At 63.5% G+C, this 15,878-nt stretch carries 12 protein-coding genes; 7 read left to right on the top strand and 5 right to left on the bottom strand.

Going from position 1 to position 15,878, the window contains the following annotated elements; all coding sequences use genetic code 11:
- Positions 1-54 precede the first annotated feature (54 nt).
- Positions 55-882: a phosphate/phosphite/phosphonate ABC transporter substrate-binding protein gene (locus AC1DVW_RS18060; protein ID WP_477324804.1), complete on the top strand. Its 828-nt coding sequence runs from the start codon at positions 55-57 to the stop codon at positions 880-882.
- Here the strand turns inward: AC1DVW_RS18060 and AC1DVW_RS18055 are convergent.
- The 3 genes from AC1DVW_RS18055 to AC1DVW_RS18045 form a co-directional block, all read right to left on the bottom strand.
- Positions 847-2,202, bottom strand: a complete 1,356-nt coding sequence (locus AC1DVW_RS18055) for a M24 family metallopeptidase (RefSeq protein ID WP_477324802.1) — start codon at positions 2,200-2,202, stop codon at positions 847-849. The genes AC1DVW_RS18060 and AC1DVW_RS18055 overlap by 36 nt on opposite strands.
- 5 nt (positions 2,203-2,207) lie before the next feature.
- Positions 2,208-4,778, bottom strand: a complete 2,571-nt coding sequence (locus AC1DVW_RS18050; RefSeq protein ID WP_477324800.1) for a GcvT family protein — start codon at positions 4,776-4,778, stop codon at positions 2,208-2,210.
- An 88-nt stretch (positions 4,779-4,866) separates the two neighbouring features.
- A complete protein-coding gene (locus AC1DVW_RS18045) occupies positions 4,867-6,444 on the bottom strand; it encodes a trimethylamine methyltransferase family protein (RefSeq protein ID WP_477324798.1) in 1,578 nt (525 codons plus the stop codon).
- A 252-nt stretch (positions 6,445-6,696) separates the two neighbouring features.
- Between AC1DVW_RS18045 and AC1DVW_RS18040 the strand changes: the two genes are divergently transcribed.
- From AC1DVW_RS18040 to AC1DVW_RS18015, 6 genes are all read left to right on the top strand, one after another.
- Positions 6,697-7,872, top strand: coding sequence for an MFS transporter (locus AC1DVW_RS18040; RefSeq protein WP_477324796.1), 1,176 nt, complete (start codon positions 6,697-6,699; stop codon positions 7,870-7,872).
- 92 nt (positions 7,873-7,964) lie between these two features.
- Positions 7,965-9,125 carry an MFS transporter gene (locus AC1DVW_RS18035; RefSeq protein WP_477324794.1) on the top strand — a complete coding sequence of 387 codons (1,161 nt, stop codon included), beginning with the start codon at positions 7,965-7,967 and terminating at the stop codon, positions 9,123-9,125.
- A gap of 97 nt (positions 9,126-9,222) precedes the next feature.
- Positions 9,223-11,292: a prolyl oligopeptidase family serine peptidase gene (locus AC1DVW_RS18030; protein ID WP_477324792.1), complete on the top strand. Its 2,070-nt coding sequence runs from the start codon at positions 9,223-9,225 to the stop codon at positions 11,290-11,292.
- Positions 11,293-11,325: 33 nt separating this feature from the next.
- Entirely contained in the window at positions 11,326-11,451 is a 126-nt protein-coding gene (locus tag AC1DVW_RS18025) for a capsid protein (RefSeq protein WP_477324790.1), read from the top strand.
- 50 nt (positions 11,452-11,501) lie between these two features.
- A complete protein-coding gene (locus tag AC1DVW_RS18020) occupies positions 11,502-12,881 on the top strand; it encodes an aspartate aminotransferase family protein (protein ID WP_477324788.1) in 1,380 nt (459 codons plus the stop codon).
- 144 nt (positions 12,882-13,025) lie between these two features.
- A complete protein-coding gene (locus AC1DVW_RS18015; protein WP_477324786.1) occupies positions 13,026-13,391 on the top strand; it encodes a hypothetical protein in 366 nt (121 codons plus the stop codon).
- Positions 13,392-13,659: 268 nt separating this feature from the next.
- Here AC1DVW_RS18015 and mmsB read toward each other — a convergent pair whose 3' ends face one another.
- Positions 13,660-14,544 (bottom strand): 3-hydroxyisobutyrate dehydrogenase, encoded by an 885-nt coding sequence (gene mmsB / locus AC1DVW_RS18010; RefSeq protein ID WP_477247817.1) that lies wholly within the window; start codon positions 14,542-14,544, stop codon positions 13,660-13,662.
- Between the two features lie 24 nt (positions 14,545-14,568).
- Positions 14,569-15,735 carry an isobutyryl-CoA dehydrogenase gene (locus AC1DVW_RS18005; protein ID WP_477324784.1) on the bottom strand — a complete coding sequence of 389 codons (1,167 nt, stop codon included), beginning with the start codon at positions 15,733-15,735 and terminating at the stop codon, positions 14,569-14,571.
- Positions 15,736-15,878: the final 143 nt, after the last annotated feature.

The following is a 15,878-nucleotide window of genomic DNA, read 5'->3' as shown; positions in this document are numbered from 1 at the left end:
TCGGATGCCGCGTTTTTGCGATCCTTTCCTGAGACATGATGATTGAGTGTCGGCATGAGTGAATTGGTTGCGGCGTTGCCTATGTATGACTGGCCCGAAGTGCGCGGCGAGGTCGACGCGCAATGGGCACGATTGCGCGAGGCCTTTCGGCAAAAGGGCATCGACGCGCCGGAAAGCCTGGCCCGCGTCAATGGCGACCTGCCGGCGGTGCCGGGCGGTATCAGGGATGCCGCCGGCGCATTGATCGCGCCCGATCCGGTGACCCTGCCGCCGGACGAACTCGACTATCACAAGCTTTGGCTGCATCCGGCGCTGCTCTTCGCCCAGACATGCTGGGGACCGATGGAACTTGGCCTGTCCAGGCATGTGCAGGTGGTCGGGCAGCCAAGCTACGACGCCTATGAGGGCGGGCAGGGTGAACTCTATTCGAGCGCGCTGGTGATGCGCGCTGACGGCGGGGCATCGGTTGCGTCGCCGGATGACGGCAGTCCGCTGATCCCGCTCGACCTCCTGCGGGGCAAGCGTTTCACCTTCAACGACACCGGTTCAATGTCGGGCTTCCTCGGACTGAAGCGCGATCTGGAAACGATGGGCGAAAGTCTGGATATCTTTGCATCACGCAGTGCGAGCGGCGGACACCGCGGCTCCATCGTCGCCATTGCCGAGGGCAGGTCGGATGTTGCGGCCATCGACTGCGAGAGCTGGGCGCTGGCCCAGCGTTTTGAGCCTGCCGCGCAGAAGGTGATGGTCGTCGGCTGGACCGGGCGGCGCAAGGGCCTGCCGTTCATTACCGCCGCAAAGACGCCGGAAAAGACAGTCAGGGCGATGCGAGAGGCTATTGCCGGTCTAGCCGAGCAGCCTCGCACCCAGAGGGTAGGTTGAAAGCTGCTGGTTGCCGGCTTCGGTGATCAAGATCTGCTCCTCGATCTTGACGCCCTCGCGCCCGCCAAGCCTGCCGATATAGCTCTCGACACACAGCACCATTCCCGGTTCCAGCACGCCGTCCGGCGTATCCTCCGTCCAGTCGCTGGCATGCGGCAGTGTCGGGTATTCGTCAGCCAGCCCGACGCCGTGATAGAGCACGCCGTAGCGCGTCGGGAAGCAATCTCCAGGCGGCACCGCCGAGCGCTCGACGAGGTCGCGGAAGGATACTCCGGGCTGCATCAGAGCGGTGTTTTGGGCGATCTGCTCGGCGGCAATGCGGAACAGATCGCGCTGTTCGTTCGACGGTTGCGCATCGCCGCACAGCCAGGTGCGCGACAGATCGGCGCAAAAACCGTAGGGGCCAATCAGGTCGGTGTCGAAAGCGACGAGATCGCCGGCCTCGATTTTCCGCGCGGAGCATTCCTGGAACCACGGGTTGGTGCGCGGGCCTGACGACAAGAGCCGGGTTTCGATCCACTCGCCGCCGCGCGCGATGTTGCCGCGGTGCAGCTCCGCCCACAGTTCGTTCTCGGAGATGCCCGGCTTTAGCGTCTTCTCCATCTCGCCCATTGCCGCTTCGCAAGCGACGATGGCGCGGCGCATGGCGAGGATTTCATCCGGCGATTTGATCAGCCGGGCATTTTCCATCACCGCTTCGCCATTGCCGATCGAAACACCAAGGCGAGCCAGTTCCTCGACACCTTCCGGATTGATGTGATCGACGGCAATGCGGCTGTTGCCGCCGCCATGCTCCTTGACCAGATCGGCGATGCCGGCGGCCCAGCGGCGGACTTTCTGCTCGGTCAGCTCGCCGCTGTAGAGATACATCCACGACACAGCCGGCCGCACTTCGTCGACGACGCCGGAATGATCGGACAGGTGCTCGCAGGAGAAATAATCGAACAGCACCACCGGCCCTTCGGTGGCGACGAAACAATGCCGCGTCGGGTTGTGCGCCACCCATAGCTGCATGTTGGTGCTGTCGGTGGCGTAGCGGATGTTGACAGGGTCGTAGAGCAGGGCGCCGGCATAGCCGCGCCGTTTCAGCTCGGCGCGGATGCGCTCCAGCCGGTATTGGCGCATCGCCGGCAAATCGGGAGCGGCAATGCCCGCCGCGGCCCATTCACCTTCCGCTTGCGCGCCATAGCCCAGCACATGCTGGTTGAGCGACGCCGCTTTCTGCCGGGAGGCGTCGCGTAAGGCTTGGATCGAGCCTGATACAAACGGCATGATCTTGCGATGGCGGCCGAAGCTTCCCTTTGGCGCCTCGCTGTGCATGACGCTTAAGTCCGCATTTTCTCGCCGCTCGGATCGAAGGGCGGCTCGACATTGATGCGGGCCGACCGCCGGTGGCCGAGGATTTCGATCTCGAACAGGCCGGCGGTCTCGTTCTCGGCCAGCGCTGCCGGTACATAGCCTTGCGCCATCGACTTCTGAACGTAGTGCGCATAACCGCCCGAGGTCACCCAGCCGACCACGCGCCAGTCGCCGTCGACGATGCCGCGCACGGCGGATGCGCCTTGAGCAGCCTTGGAACCGCGGATTTCCTTGCCTGACGTGTCGAAGCGCGGCGCGCCGTAGCCATGCGGCTTTTCCACCGTACCGTAATCCTTGCTGACCTTGGCCCAGATCGGCTCGTCGCCCATCACGTCGGCGTCGGCGGCATCGACGATGAAGGAGACACGACGCAGTTTCGGCCCTTCCGCCTGTTCCTTGGCGGCAGCCTCGCGGCCGATGAAATCGTTCTTCTCGAGCTTGATGAACCGATCCATCGCCCCTTCATAGGGTCCGTAGATCGGCCGCAACTCGCGGAACCAGGTCGGAAAGTTCTTTTCCAAGCGCATCGACAGCAGAGCGCGCATGCCGAAATCGACCAGGCCGAATTCCTCGCCGGCATCTTTGATCGCTTTGTAGACCAGACGCTGATAGGCGGGCGCCATCCAGATCTCGTAGCCGAGGTCGCCGGTGTAGGTGATGCGGTTGACTAGGCACGGTGCGCCACCGACCGCCATCTCGCGGAAATCCATGAAGCGGAAAGCCTTGGTCGAGATGTCGACATCGACCAGCTTTTGCAAGAGGTCGCGCGATTTCGGGCCGGCGATCGACAGGCCGACCAGCGTCTGGTCGAAGCGATGGATGCGCACCGATCCGTCCTTCGGCAAATGCTTTTCGAACCAGCGCATGTGGTACTTTTGCGCCGCCGATGAGCCCCAGATCATGAAGCGGTCTTCGCCTGCCTTGGCGATGGTGAAGTCGCCGATCAGCCGGCCGAATTCGTTCAGCATCGGCGTCAGCACGATGCGGCCGGTCTTCGGCATGCGGTTGGTCATCAGACGGTTGAGGAAATCCTCCGATCCCTGGCCGGACACTTCATATTTGGCGAAGTTGGCGATCTCGGTGACGCCGACCCTTTCACGGGTGGCGCGGACTTCCTCGCCGATCGGTCCAAAATCGTTGGAGCGGTGGAAGGAGACGATGTCCTTGGGTTGCTTGCCCTTCGGCGCGAACCAGAGCGGGGTTTCCAGACCCCAGCTGTCGCCCATGACGGCGTTGTTGGCGAGCATCGTGTCGTAGAGCGGCGTCGTCTGCGCCGGGCGCGCGGCCGGCAGTTCCTCGTTGGGGAAACGGATCGAGAAACGGCGCGAGTAGTTTTCGCGCACCTTGGCGTTGGTGTAGCGCAAGCCCGCCCATTCGCCAAAACGCGCCACGTCCATGCCCCAGACGTCGAAGCCGGGATCGCCATTGACCATCCAGTTCGACAGCGCCAGACCAACGCCGCCGCCCTGGCTGAAGCCGGCCATGACGGCGCAGGCGCACCAGAAATTGGTCAGGCCCTGCACAGGGCCGACCAGCGGGTTGCCGTCGAGCGCGAAGGTGAAGGGGCCGTTGATGATCTGCTTGATGCCGGCCTTCTCGATGCCGGGGAAATGCTTGAAGCCGATTTCCAGCGATGGCGCTATGCGGTCGATGTCGGGCTGCAGCAGTTCATGGCCGAAATCCCACGGCGTGTTGACCGGCGACCACGGCTTGCAGGCCTTTTCATAGGTGCCGAGCAGGATGCCGTTACGCTCCTGGCGGGTGTAGATCTCGCCCTTGAAGTCGAGCACGCCGATCATCTCGCGGCCGGTCGACTTGTTGAATTCCTCGACCTCCGGCATCGGTTCGGTCAAAAGATACATGTGCTCCATGGCCAGCACCGGCAGCTCGACGCCGACCATGCGGCCGATTTCACGCGCCCACAGGCCGCCGCAGTTGACGACATGCTCGGCCTTCACAGTGCCTTGCTCGGTGACGACGTTCCAGGTGCCGTCGACCTCCTGTGTCAGTTCAACGACGCGGTTGCGCAGCACGATCTCGGCGCCGAGTTTTTTCGCCGCCTTCGAATAGGCGATCGTGGTGCCCGAAGGGTCGAGATGGCCCTCGACCGGATCCCACATGGCGCCGACGAAATTCGTCTCGTCCATCAGCGGGAACATCGCCTTGGCCTCGGATGGCGTGATCAACTCGGTGTCCATGCCGAGATAGCGGCCCTTGGCGTGGGCAAGGCGCAGGAAGTCCATGCGCTCGGGCGTGTCCGCCATCATCACGCCGCCGGTCAGGTGCAGCGAGCAGGACTGGCCGGAAAGCTCCTCGATCTCCTTGTAGAGCTGCACAGTATAGGCCTGCAGCTTGGCAACGTTGGGATCGCCATTCAGCGTGTGAAAGCCGCCAGCCGCGTGCCAGGACGAGCCGGAGGTCAGCTCCGAGCGTTCGATCAGCATGATATCGGTCCAGCCGGCCTTGGCCAGGTGATAGAGCACCGAGCAGCCAACGACGCCGCCGCCGATGACAACCGCTTTTGCATGAGATTTCATGAAGATAAGTCCGTTTTTGCGTAAACTGAATCAGATGTTTTGGTCAGCGGCGAGCAGCGCCGGAGTCAAACCCGTCGCTGCGCGTTGGTCAAAAATCGGTCGGCGCGCCGCCTTCGGAGCGGCGCTTGGCGACGAAGGCGTTGAGTTCCTCGCGGATGGCCGGGTCCATGTAGGGCTCTTCATAGGATGCCAGCCGTTCCTTCCAGACGCGGTTGGCCTTTTCGATCGCCGTCGGTGAGCCTGCTTCCGCCCAGGTTTCGAAATTGCGCCAGTCGGAAATGATCGGCGAATAAAACGCGGTCTTGTAGCGGTCCTGCGTGTGCTGGGTGCCGAAGAAATGGCCGCCGGGGCCGACCGACTTGATGGCATCGAAGCCGAGCGCCTCTTCGGAAAGGTCGAGCGGGGTCAGGAATTCGGCCACCATCTGCAGCAGGTCGATGTCGACGATGGTCTTTTCGTAGGAGCAGCGCAGGCCGCCTTCGAGCCAGCCGGCCGCATGCATCATCAGATTGCCGCCGCCCTGGATGGCGCCCCATAGCGAGAACACGCTTTCATAGGCGGCTTGCGCGTCGACCGTGTTGGCGGCGCAGGTGTTGGAGGTGCGGTAGGGGATGTTGTAGCGGCGGGCAAGCTGGCCGCCGACGAGCTGCGCCTTCATGTATTCGGGGGTGCCGAAAGCCGGTGAACCGGACTTCATGTCGACGTTGGAGGTAAAGCCGCCATAGCCGACGGGCGCGCCCTTGCGCACCATCTGGGCAAAGGCAATGCCGGACAGCGCCTCGGCATTCTGCTGCACCAGCGCGCCGGCGATGGTGACCGGCGCCATGGCGCCCGACAGCGTGAACGGCGTGACGACAACGACCTGGCCCTTGCTCGACATCTGGATGATGCCTTCCATCATCGGCACGTCAAGCTTGAGCGGCGAATTGGTGTTGATGATGGTGAAGACCGACGGCTCTTCCAGCATCTGCTCGTGGCTGATGCCGCGCGCGATCCTGGCGATCTCGATGCCGTCGACATTGCGCTCCTTGCCGAGCGAATAGATGTGGAACACCTTGTCGGTGAGCACGCTGAGATCGCGTATGCATTCGAGGTGGCGGACCGACGGATGGATATCGGTCGGCTCGACCGGATAGCCGCCGGTGCAGTTCAGGATGTTGTGCATCTGCGCAAGCTTGAGGAAGTTGCGGTAATCCTGCTGGTTGCCGGGCCGGCGGCCGCCATCGATGTCGGAGCAGTTGGGCGCCGACGCCATCATCGAAATGATCACATTGTTGCCGCCGAAACGCACATTGTGCGCCGGATTGCGGGCATGGACGGTGAATTCCGACGGGCAGTTCGAGACAAGGTCGAGGATCATGTCGCTGTCGAAGCGCACCCGCTCGCTGCCGTCGCGAACGTCGGCGCCGTGCGCCTTCATGATGCGCCGGGCCTCGTCATGCAGCACGTCGACACCGATTTCCCGGAGCACGCGCAGCGAGGCAAGGTGGATCGATTCCAGTTCGTCGTCCGAGACCAGCCTGGTCGGCGTCAGCGGGTTTTTCAGCTGGCGGAAGGCTGGCTGCTCGAACGCCGCCGAGCCGCCGGCGCGCTTGCCCGCGCGCCCGCCGCGACGGGCACGGTCGGTTGCCAATGCCGGTTCGGCGGGATGAAGGGCGGCGGTCATGGATGGCCTCGTACGCTGCGACAGTGCGGCTGCAATATGGACCGCCGGCTGTCCAGCCATTGCGGAGGCGGCGACCACTAGGGCGAGGGAAGCGACATGCCGGTACGGCAGCCGGCGGGATCGTCGCGGCACCGGCACCACCAGCGGCTTGGCGCAAGCGGATTTCGTTGTCCGGCCCTTCCTTTCCCGGAATCGAACCGGTAGCTGGGTGGTCGGCTGGCCGTACGGTCGGCAACTCACACGGATGACAGCATGGCCGCGACCGGCTCGAGCGATGGCGAAGCGGCAACGCAATGGGCGGCACTTGCCGGCGTCACCGCGGCGCTGGCCATGTTCGGCGCTGCGCAAGGGTTGAGTTCGCCGCTGTTCACCCTGCTGATGCAGAAGCAAGGCATGTCGCCGGCGCTGATCGGCCTGTCGGCGGCAATGATGCCGCTTGGGCTGATCCTCTCGGCGTCGTTCGTGCCCGCCGCCGTGCGGCTGGTCGGCGCCCGCACGCTGGCCGTCGGCTGTTCACTGATCGGCGCGCTGTGCTTCCTTGGCATCGGCTATCTGCAGGACTGGGTGGCCTGGTTCGTCATCCGCTTCATCATCGGCGTCGTCATCAACCCGCTCTACATCCTTGGCGAAGTCTGGGCGCTGTCGCTGGCGCCGCCGTCGCGCCGCGGCAGGGTGATGGGTGCGTTCAACACCGTGCTCGGCGCCGGCTACGCGGCCGGACCTTTGGTGCTGACCGCGGTCGGCACGGCGGGCTGGATACCTTTCCTGGTCGGCATCGGCGGCTTTACACTGTGCGCCGCCATCCTGCGCAGCGTTTCATCAAGCCTTGCCGGCTTCGAGGATGACGGACGGTCTTCCGGTGGCTTTTTCGGTTTTGCCAGGCTGGCGCCGGCGCTGCTGTTTGCCGTGCTGGTTTCGGCGGCGATCCAGCAGGGCACCTATGCCCTGATGCCGGTCTTCGGCTCTGCCTATGGCTTGCCTGAAAGGGTGCTGGCCGCTTTGGTGATGGCGTTGTCGCTGGGCAACATCTTCCTGCAAATCCCGCTCGGTCTGCTGGCGGAACGTTTCGGCGGGCGGGCGATGATCATCTTCTGCGCGCTGGCGACGGCAGTTTGCGCGGCTCTGCTGCCGCTGCTGATCACGACGCCGGCGATCTGGCTCGTGCTTCTGGTCATGGGCGCGGTCGGCTATGGCGTCTACACGATGGCGCTGGTCGAGCTCGGCACCCGGTTCAAGGGAACAGCACTTGTCGCCGGCAATGCGGCCTTCGCGCTGATGTGGGGCGCCGGCGGCATCGTCGGCCCGCCTGGCGCCGGCACGCTGATGCAGTTCATCGGCCCGCTGGGCTTGCCGGTGGTGATCGGCGGTCTCGACATTTTGCTGGTGACGTTTGCGCTTTACCGCTCGTCCGTGCGCCGCGCCGCCTGACATCCGTTGGCCGGGGCAAGCGGTTTCGGCAAGCGGGGACATACCGCGTTGGAACCGAACGTTAATCCTGAGTCACGATAGTGGTGCGGATCATGGCTCTGGCGGAATCGAACAACGACGAAACCATGCAATGGGCGGCGATCACCGGCGTGATCGCGACCGTGTCGGTGTTCGCCATCGCGCAAGGGCTGAGCTTTCCACTGTTGAGCTTCATCCTGCAGCGCCAGGGCGTTTCGCCGGCGATGATCGGCCTGTCGGCGGCGATGACGCCCGTCGGCTTCATCCTGTCGTCACCGTCGATCCCGGCACTGGCGCGCCGGTTCGGGGCAGGGCGCACCGCGCTCACCTGTGCCGCGCTCTCGGCAATCGTGCTGGCGTTGATCGGTTGGACGCAAAATTTCTATTTGTGGTTTCCACTGCGCTTCCTGATCGGCGTGGTGACCAATCCTCTCTATGTGCTGAGCGAGATCTGGATGATCGCGCTAGCGCCGCCGGCGCGCCGCGGTCGCGTGATGGGGGTGTATTCGACGGTTATTTCAGCGGGGTTCGCGGCCGGCCCGCTTTGCCTGCTTGCCGTCGGCACCGAAGGGTGGCCGCCATTTCTGGTGGGCATGGCCGCCTTCGTCTTTTGCGGCTTCTGCCTGGCGCTGGTGTTGCGGCGACTGCCGAAGGTCGACGAGGCCGGGCACCGGGTTTCGGTGATGGGCTTCGTACCGAAGGCCTGGCTGCTGGTATCCGCGGTTGTCGTGGCCGCCGGTTTCGAACAGGGCGTGCTGGCGCTGCTGCCGGTCTATGGAGCGCATTACGGCATCGCCGAGGCCCGCATGTCGGCGCTGCTGTCGGCGATGATCGCCGGCAACATCGCCATGCAGGTGCCGCTTGGCCTGCTGGCCGAAAAATTATCCGCGCGCCTGGTACGCCTTATTTGCGTGTCGCTGACGATGCTCGGATGTGCGCTGTTGCCGCTGCTGATCGAGACGCCGCTGATCTGGACAGGCGTCTTCATCTGGGGCGCCGTTTCCTACGGCATCTATACGATGTCGATCATCGAGCTTGGCGAGCGCTTCACCGGTTCGACACTGGTCGCCGGCAACGCTGCCTTCTCGCTGATGTGGGGCGTCGGCGGCATGGCTGTTCCGCCGCTGGCGGGCAGCGCCATGGACATTCTCGGCGCCGGCGGGTTGCCGATCACGCTGGGGGCGATTTGCCTGGCCCTGGCGGTTGCCACGGTTCTGCGTCGCCGAATGGCGTGAGGCAAAGCTACCTGATGACCTGGCGTCATCATCTTGAATAAAGCCGCCTACGACGCGATGTTGGCAGGGCCGCCAGACAATAGCTTGGAGACCACGCGTGACCCAATCGACGACAAAACGCCAGACTGAAGCCGCCGCCGAGGACAAGTTCCTTTGGCTGGAGGATCGGACCAGCAAGGAATCGCTCGACTGGGTGCATCGTCAGAACGAGCTGACGGTCGGCGAATTGCAGGGCGATCCGTCCTACCAGACGTCGTTCGAAACCGCGCTAGACCTGATGACGGCCGAAGACAACATCGCCGTCGGTGCCGCACTTAACGGCCATGTCTACAATTTCTGGCAGGACAAGACCAATGTGCTCGGCCTGTGGCGGCGCACGGGCGTCGCTTCCTACAAGACCGAGAAGCCGGAATGGGAAACGATCATCGACTTCGACGTGCTGTCGGCCAAGGAGGGGGTGAAGTGGGTGTTCAGCGGCGCCAGCCGTCTCTACCCCGACTTCAATCTTTGCCTGGTGGCGATGTCGCCGGATGGTGGCGATGCCAGCGAGATGCGCGAATTCGACATTGCGACCAAGTCGTTTGTCGAGGATGGCTTTCGCGCGCCCGCCTCGAAGTCGGGTTTTTCCTGGCTGGACAAGGACACGGTCATCGTTTCGGCGGCATTCGAAGAGGCCGACAAGACGGAATCCGGCTATCCGCGCGTGATCAAGCTGTGGACGCGCGGCACCAGGCTGGAAGATGCGACGCCGATCTTCGAGGCGCAGAAGGATGATCTCGCCGCCGGTGGCGCCGTCGAATTCGATGGCGATAAGCGGCATGTCTTCCTGGCCCGAACGCTCGACTTCTTCGCTTCGCACAGCTTCCTGCGCTTGGCCTCCGGTGAAAACCGCCGCATCCCGCTGCCGGACGACGCCACCGACACAGCGCTCTTTAGAGGTCAGCTTGTCTTTGGCGTGCGCACCGCGTGGACGGCGCCGGACGGCACGTCGTGCCAACCGGATGGCCTCTATTCGCTGGATTTCGGGCGCTGGATCGAAACGGGTGCGTTCGGGCCTGTCGAAACCCTGCTCAAGCCGGCGCATCGCGTCTCCATCGCCGGCATCACGCGCACGCAGGACCGCCTGTTCATCAATCTGATGGACAATGTGCGCGGCAAGGTCGTCGTTTGCGAGCGCAATGATGGAGGCTGGTCGCTGAAGCCGGTGGCGCTGCCTGAAAACGGCAATGTCGGCATCAGCCATGCCGAGCATTTCGGCGCCAGCGTTTCCTTCTCCTTCACCGATTTCCTGACGCCGAGTTCGATCATTTGGTCAGACGACAATGGCGAGACGCTGACGACGGTGAAGGCGCAGCCGGCGCGGTTCGACGCATCGCCTCTCATCTCTCAACAGTTCGAGGCGCGCTCGAAGGACGGCACCGAGATTCCGTATTTCGTCGTCAGGCGGCGCGACCAGGACGGTCCGGTGCCGACGCTGCTCTACGGCTATGGCGGCTTCGAAGTGCCGCTCTTGCCCGGCTATGCCGGCGTGCGCGGCAGGCTGTGGCTGGAGAAGGGCAATGCCTATGTGCAGGCCAATATCCGCGGCGGCGGCGAGTTCGGTCCGAACTGGCACCAGGCGGCGCTCAAGGCCAACCGTCAAAATGCCTTCGACGATTTCGCTGCCGTGGCGCAGGACCTGGTCAAGCGCGGCATAGCCACGCCGGCGACGCTCGGCATCCAGGGCGGCTCCAATGGCGGCCTGCTGACCGGCGTTTCGCTGACGCAGCACCCGGAGCTGTTCGGCGCCGTGATTATCGACGTGCCGTTGCTTGACATGCTGCGCTACACCGAACTGCCGCCCGGCGCCTCCTGGATGGCCGAGTATGGCGACCCGTCGAAACCGGAAGAGGCGGCCTGGCTTGCCGCCTATTCGCCCTATCAGCACGTCTCCGCCGATGCCGCCTATCCGCCGGTGCTGCTGACCACGTCTACCGCCGACGATCGCGTTCATCCCGGTCACGCGCGCAAGATGGCGGCTCGCCTGCAGGCTGCCGGTCATGACAAGACGCTGTTCTTCGAGGAAACCGAGGGCGGCCATGGCGGACGCGGTGATCGCCGGCCGCAGGCGGCACAGGCGGCGATGAAGTATGTCTTCCTGCAGCGGGCGCTGAGCGGTACGACTTGAACTGTAGGCTTCAGACAGCCTAAGGTGCCTTTCATGGCTCCAGTACTGACATTGGTCTGCGCATTTGGGGTGGCGGTGACGCCGTCGCCGCGCACGCTGCGCGCCGAGCTTCTGCGGCTGTGCGCCCGCATCGGCTATTCGCCTCCTGCCTGCCTCTGAAGAATCCGCCCCGGCAAGTGCCGGATTGGTTCAAAGAGGAAGGTCAAATCATGACTTATCAGAATTACTCGCTGAAGCAGCTTCAGCAGATCGACGCCGCGCATCATCTGCATCCGTTCACCGACCACAAGGAATTGCGCGAGGCCGGCTCGCGCATCATCACCCACGCCAACGGGCCGTTCATCTACGATGCCGACGGCACCGAAATCCTCGACGGCATGGCTGGGCTTTGGTGCGTCAATGTCGGCTATGGCCGCGATGAACTGGCCGACGCGGCCTATGCCCAGATGAAGGAACTGCCTTACTACAACTCCTTCTTCAAATGCTCGACGCCGACACCGGTGCTGTTGTCCAAGAAGCTGGCGGAACTGGCGCCCAAGGGCGTCAACCAGGTGTTTTATGGTTCCTCCGGCTCGGAGGCCAACGACACGGCGCTGCGGCTGGTGCGGCACTACTGGGCACTGGAAGGCAAGCCGGAGAAGAACCGCATCATCTCGCGCAAGATGGGCTATCACGGCTCGACCATCGCCGGCACCTCGCTCGGCGGCATGGATTTGATGCACAAGCAGCTCGGCGGCGCAGTGCCCAACATCGTCCATGTGATGATGCCCTATGCGTACGAACTGGCTCTACCCGGCGAAAGCGACCATGATTTCGGCTTGCGCGCGGCAAAGGCCGTCGAGGACGCCATTCTCGAAGCCGGCGCCGACAAGGTTGCCGCCTTCATCGGCGAGCCGGTGATGGGGGCAGGCGGCGTGAAAATACCGCCGATGAGCTATTGGCCGGAAGTGCAGCGCATCTGCCGCAAATACGATGTGCTGCTGATGCTGGACGAGGTCATCACCGGCTATGGCCGGACCGGCGAGTGGTTTGCCGCGCAGACCTTCGACATCGAGCCCGACACCATCACCACGGCCAAGGCGCTGACCTCCGGCTACCAGCCGCTGTCGGCGCTGCTGGTCGGCGACCGCATCGCGGCGACGCTGGTCGAGAAGGGTGGCGAGTTCTATCACGGCTATACCTATGCCGGGCATCCGGTGGCCTGTGCGGTGGCGCTGAAGAACCTCGAGATCATAGAGCGAGAGGGTCTGGTCGACCGGGTCAAGAACGACACCGGTCCGTATTTCGCCCAGGCGTTGCAGGAGCGGATCGCCGGCCACGAACTGGTCGGCGAGGTGCGCTCGATCGGACTAATGGGGGCGATCGAGATCGTCAGGGATAAGGCGACCAAGGAGCGCTTCCTGCCCTCGGGGAGTGCGGCGGTGACCGTTCGCGACCACGCGATTGGCCAGGGCCTGATGCTGCGCGCCACCGGCGACACGATGATCTTGTCGCCGCCGCTGATCTGGACGCGCGAGACGATCGACATGGCGTGCGACCGTATCGCCAAGGCGCTCGACCTGGCGCTGGCGGATCTGCGCAGCCGATAAGCCAAACCAGAGCCGGGCGTGCCGCGACCGGCACGCCCGGCCTCTAATGCACCTTTCGTTGTGCCATCAGGGAACGAATAGCCCTCGTCGCGCGTAGTGTTCTGGGACCGGCCACACCGGCAGCATTTCTGGGCGACAATTTTCATGACAAAAACCACCAAGAGCCAACGGGCGCTGGAAGCGGTCGCGATCGGAAACGACCTGATGCTGGCGCCCCTGGTGGCGATGATGCGCTTGCCGCTGATGGCCGCCGATGCCCAAAATGGGCGAAGCTGGAGCCCCGAGACCGCACGTGCGATGCACGAAAAGACCATGGCGATGACGGAGGGCGCGTTTGCCGCGCAAATGGCGCTGCTGCAATCGACGACGCGCTTCTGGCCGGAGTTTTTTTCCGGCCGGCTGCCGTCGCTGTTCAGCGGTGTCGCAGCAGAGCGCTCGATCAGCGCGGCGCTGAAGCCGGCCAGCCGTGCCGTCAAAGCCAATTTTCGCCGGCTGTCGACAAAGTCCTGATCTACAGGCTGGAAACGCAAAAACCGCGCTCCATCGGGAACGCGGCTTTGCCAGATACGCATGGCGTTTCGCTAACAAAACACTGCGAAACTTACGGGCTCCGGTACGCGAGACCTGATCCGGAGCGCCGGGCGGATGCGATATGTCCGCCTCGAAATCCGTTCTATAGGGACATCGTTACCGTCAGGTTATTGAGAGCTTAAGCAAATCTGAATTTGCGATTTTTCTTGCTGAAAAAAATCGACAAAATCGCTGTAAAATTCGAAACTTACGCAGGGTTACCGCGCAGAAAATTAATGATGCCGGAAAAATCGGCGCCGGCATGTCCCTGGGCATTGAACAGCGCGTAAAGTTGCGTGGCCTCTGCGCCCAATGGCGTCACCGCACCGGCGCCTTGTGCTGCTTCCTGCGACAGCTTCAAATCCTTCAACATGAGTGCCGCGGCAAAGCCGGGTTTGTAGTCTCGATTGGCGGGCGATGCCGGCACGGGGCCGGGCACCGGGCAGTAGGTGGTCAGTGACCAGCATTGGCCCGAGGATGTCGAGGCGACGTCGAACAGCGCCTGATGCGACAGGCCGAGCTTTTCCGCCAGAACGAAGGCTTCGGCGACGCCGATCATCGAAATCCCGAGGATCATGTTGTTGCAGATCTTTGCCGCCTGTCCTGCGCCATCATCGCCGCAATGGACGATGCGGCCGGCCATCGGCTTGAGGATTGGCTCTGCCTTGGCAAAGGCGTCCTTCGAGCCGCCGGCCATGAAGGTTAGCGTGCCGGCGGTGGCACCGCCGGTGCCGCCGGAAACCGGCGCGTCGATCGACAGCAGGCCATTCCTGTTGGCGATGGCGTGGGCTTTTCGCGCCGATTCGACGTCGATGGTCGAGGAATCGATGAACAGCGCGCCTTTTTTTGCCTTGGGCGCGATGTCCTCATAGACTGACAGAACATGCTTGCCGGCCGGCAACATGGTGATCACCACATCGGCGTCTTTCACCGCGGCAAGCGCGTTGGCCATGATGACGACGCCATGGTCGCGAGCGACGGTCAAATTCTCTGGCATCAGGTCGAAGCCATGCACCGCATGCCCCGCCTTGACCAGGTTGGCGGCCATCGGGTTGCCCATGTTGCCGAGGCCGATGAAGGCAATGGTCGTCATTGTATTCTCCCGATTTTGGTAGCGTCAGCGGCCGATCAAGGCACGCGCGATGATGACGCGCATGATCTCGTTGGTGCCTTCGAGGATCTGGTGGACGCGCAGGTCCCGCACCAGCTTCTCGACGCCGTAATCGTGCAGATAGCCATAGCCGCCATGCAGTTGCAGCGCGTCATTGGCGACGTTGAAGCAGATGTCGGTGACGAAGCGCTTGGCCATAGCCGACCATTTCCCGGCATCCGGCGCCTTGCGATCGAGCTTGGAGGCCGCGGCGTAGAGAAAAATGCGCGCCGCCTGCAACTCCGTCTCCATGTCGGCAAGCTTGAACTGCAACGCCTGGAACTGGTTGATCTTGGAACCGAATGCCTTGCGCTCGGCGGTGTAGGACAGCGCCTTGTCGAGCGCAGACTGTGCTCCGCCCAGCGAACAGGCGGCGATGTTCAGCCGGCCGCCGTCGAGCCCGGCCATGGCAATGCCGAAGCCGGCACCCTCCGTCGACAAAAGGTTTTCGGCCGGCACCTTGCAGTCCTCGAAAATGACCTGGCGGGTCGACTGCATGTGCCAACCCATCTTGTGCTCGTTGGCGCCGAAGGACAGGCCGGGCGCATCCTTTGGCACGACAAAGGTGGAAATCCCTTTCGGCCCGTCGGCGCCGGTGCGCGCCATGACGACATAGAGATCGCTGTCTCCCGCGCCTGAGATGAACTGCTTGGCGCCGTTCAGCAGATAGTCGCCGCCGCTCTTGTCCGCGCGCGTCTTCAATGCTGCAGCATCTGATCCGGAACCGGGCTCCGTCAGGCAATAGCTGGCTAGCCATTCCATCGAGGTCAACCTGGGCAGGAAGCGCTGGCGCTGCTCGTCGCTGCCGAAGCGGTCGATCATCGACGCCGCCATGTTGTGGATCGAGATGAAGGATGAAAACGCCGGATCGGCGCGCGACAGCGCCTCGAAGATCAAAACGGCGTCGAGCCTGCCCAGCCCCGAGCCGCCGACATCGTCGTGGACATAAATTCCTCCAAGGCCGAGCGGGCCTGTCTCACGGATCACATCGGCGGGAAAGTGCTTGTTGCGATCCCATTCGAGCGCGTTGGGCGCGACGCGATCGGCGGCGAAGGCCTCGGCCATCTCCTGGATGGCGCGCTGGTCCTCGTTGAGTTCGAACTGGCTGGTGCTCGCATCGACAGCGGCGTCCATGGCGTGCTCCCTGTGTTTCCCCAACTGGGGGTTGGCTTGCTGGCCTGTTGTTTTTGGCTTTGCGCGCGCACCAATCTAGACCAATGATGCCGCCGCGCAACCCGGCCAACTCGACCGACCATTTGGGGAGCGGCTGTGCGCGA

The organism is Mesorhizobium sp. P3_B5, assembly GCF_056402815.1.
The sequence above is the reverse complement of the archived record's forward strand: the minus strand, read 5'-3'. Positions and strand labels throughout refer to the sequence as shown.

Excerpts from the sequence above, each read along its gene's own strand:
- AC1DVW_RS18060 (WP_477324804.1), top strand. The coding sequence starts at position 55 with ATGAGTGAATTGGTTGCGGCGTTGCCTATGTATGACTGGCCCGAAGTG.
- AC1DVW_RS18055 (WP_477324802.1), bottom strand. The coding sequence starts at position 2,202 with ATGCACAGCGAGGCGCCAAAGGGAAGCTTCGGCCGCCATCGCAAGATC.
- AC1DVW_RS18050 (WP_477324800.1), bottom strand. The coding sequence starts at position 4,778 with ATGAAATCTCATGCAAAAGCGGTTGTCATCGGCGGCGGCGTCGTTGGC.
- AC1DVW_RS18045 (WP_477324798.1), bottom strand. The coding sequence starts at position 6,444 with ATGACCGCCGCCCTTCATCCCGCCGAACCGGCATTGGCAACCGACCGT.
- AC1DVW_RS18040 (WP_477324796.1), top strand. The coding sequence starts at position 6,697 with ATGGCCGCGACCGGCTCGAGCGATGGCGAAGCGGCAACGCAATGGGCG.
- AC1DVW_RS18035 (WP_477324794.1), top strand. The coding sequence starts at position 7,965 with ATGGCTCTGGCGGAATCGAACAACGACGAAACCATGCAATGGGCGGCG.
- AC1DVW_RS18025 (WP_477324790.1), top strand. The coding sequence starts at position 11,326 with ATGGCTCCAGTACTGACATTGGTCTGCGCATTTGGGGTGGCGGTGACG.
- AC1DVW_RS18020 (WP_477324788.1), top strand. The coding sequence starts at position 11,502 with ATGACTTATCAGAATTACTCGCTGAAGCAGCTTCAGCAGATCGACGCC.
- AC1DVW_RS18015 (WP_477324786.1), top strand. The coding sequence starts at position 13,026 with ATGACAAAAACCACCAAGAGCCAACGGGCGCTGGAAGCGGTCGCGATC.
- mmsB (WP_477247817.1), bottom strand. The coding sequence starts at position 14,544 with ATGACGACCATTGCCTTCATCGGCCTCGGCAACATGGGCAACCCGATG.
- AC1DVW_RS18005 (WP_477324784.1), bottom strand. The coding sequence starts at position 15,735 with ATGGACGCCGCTGTCGATGCGAGCACCAGCCAGTTCGAACTCAACGAG.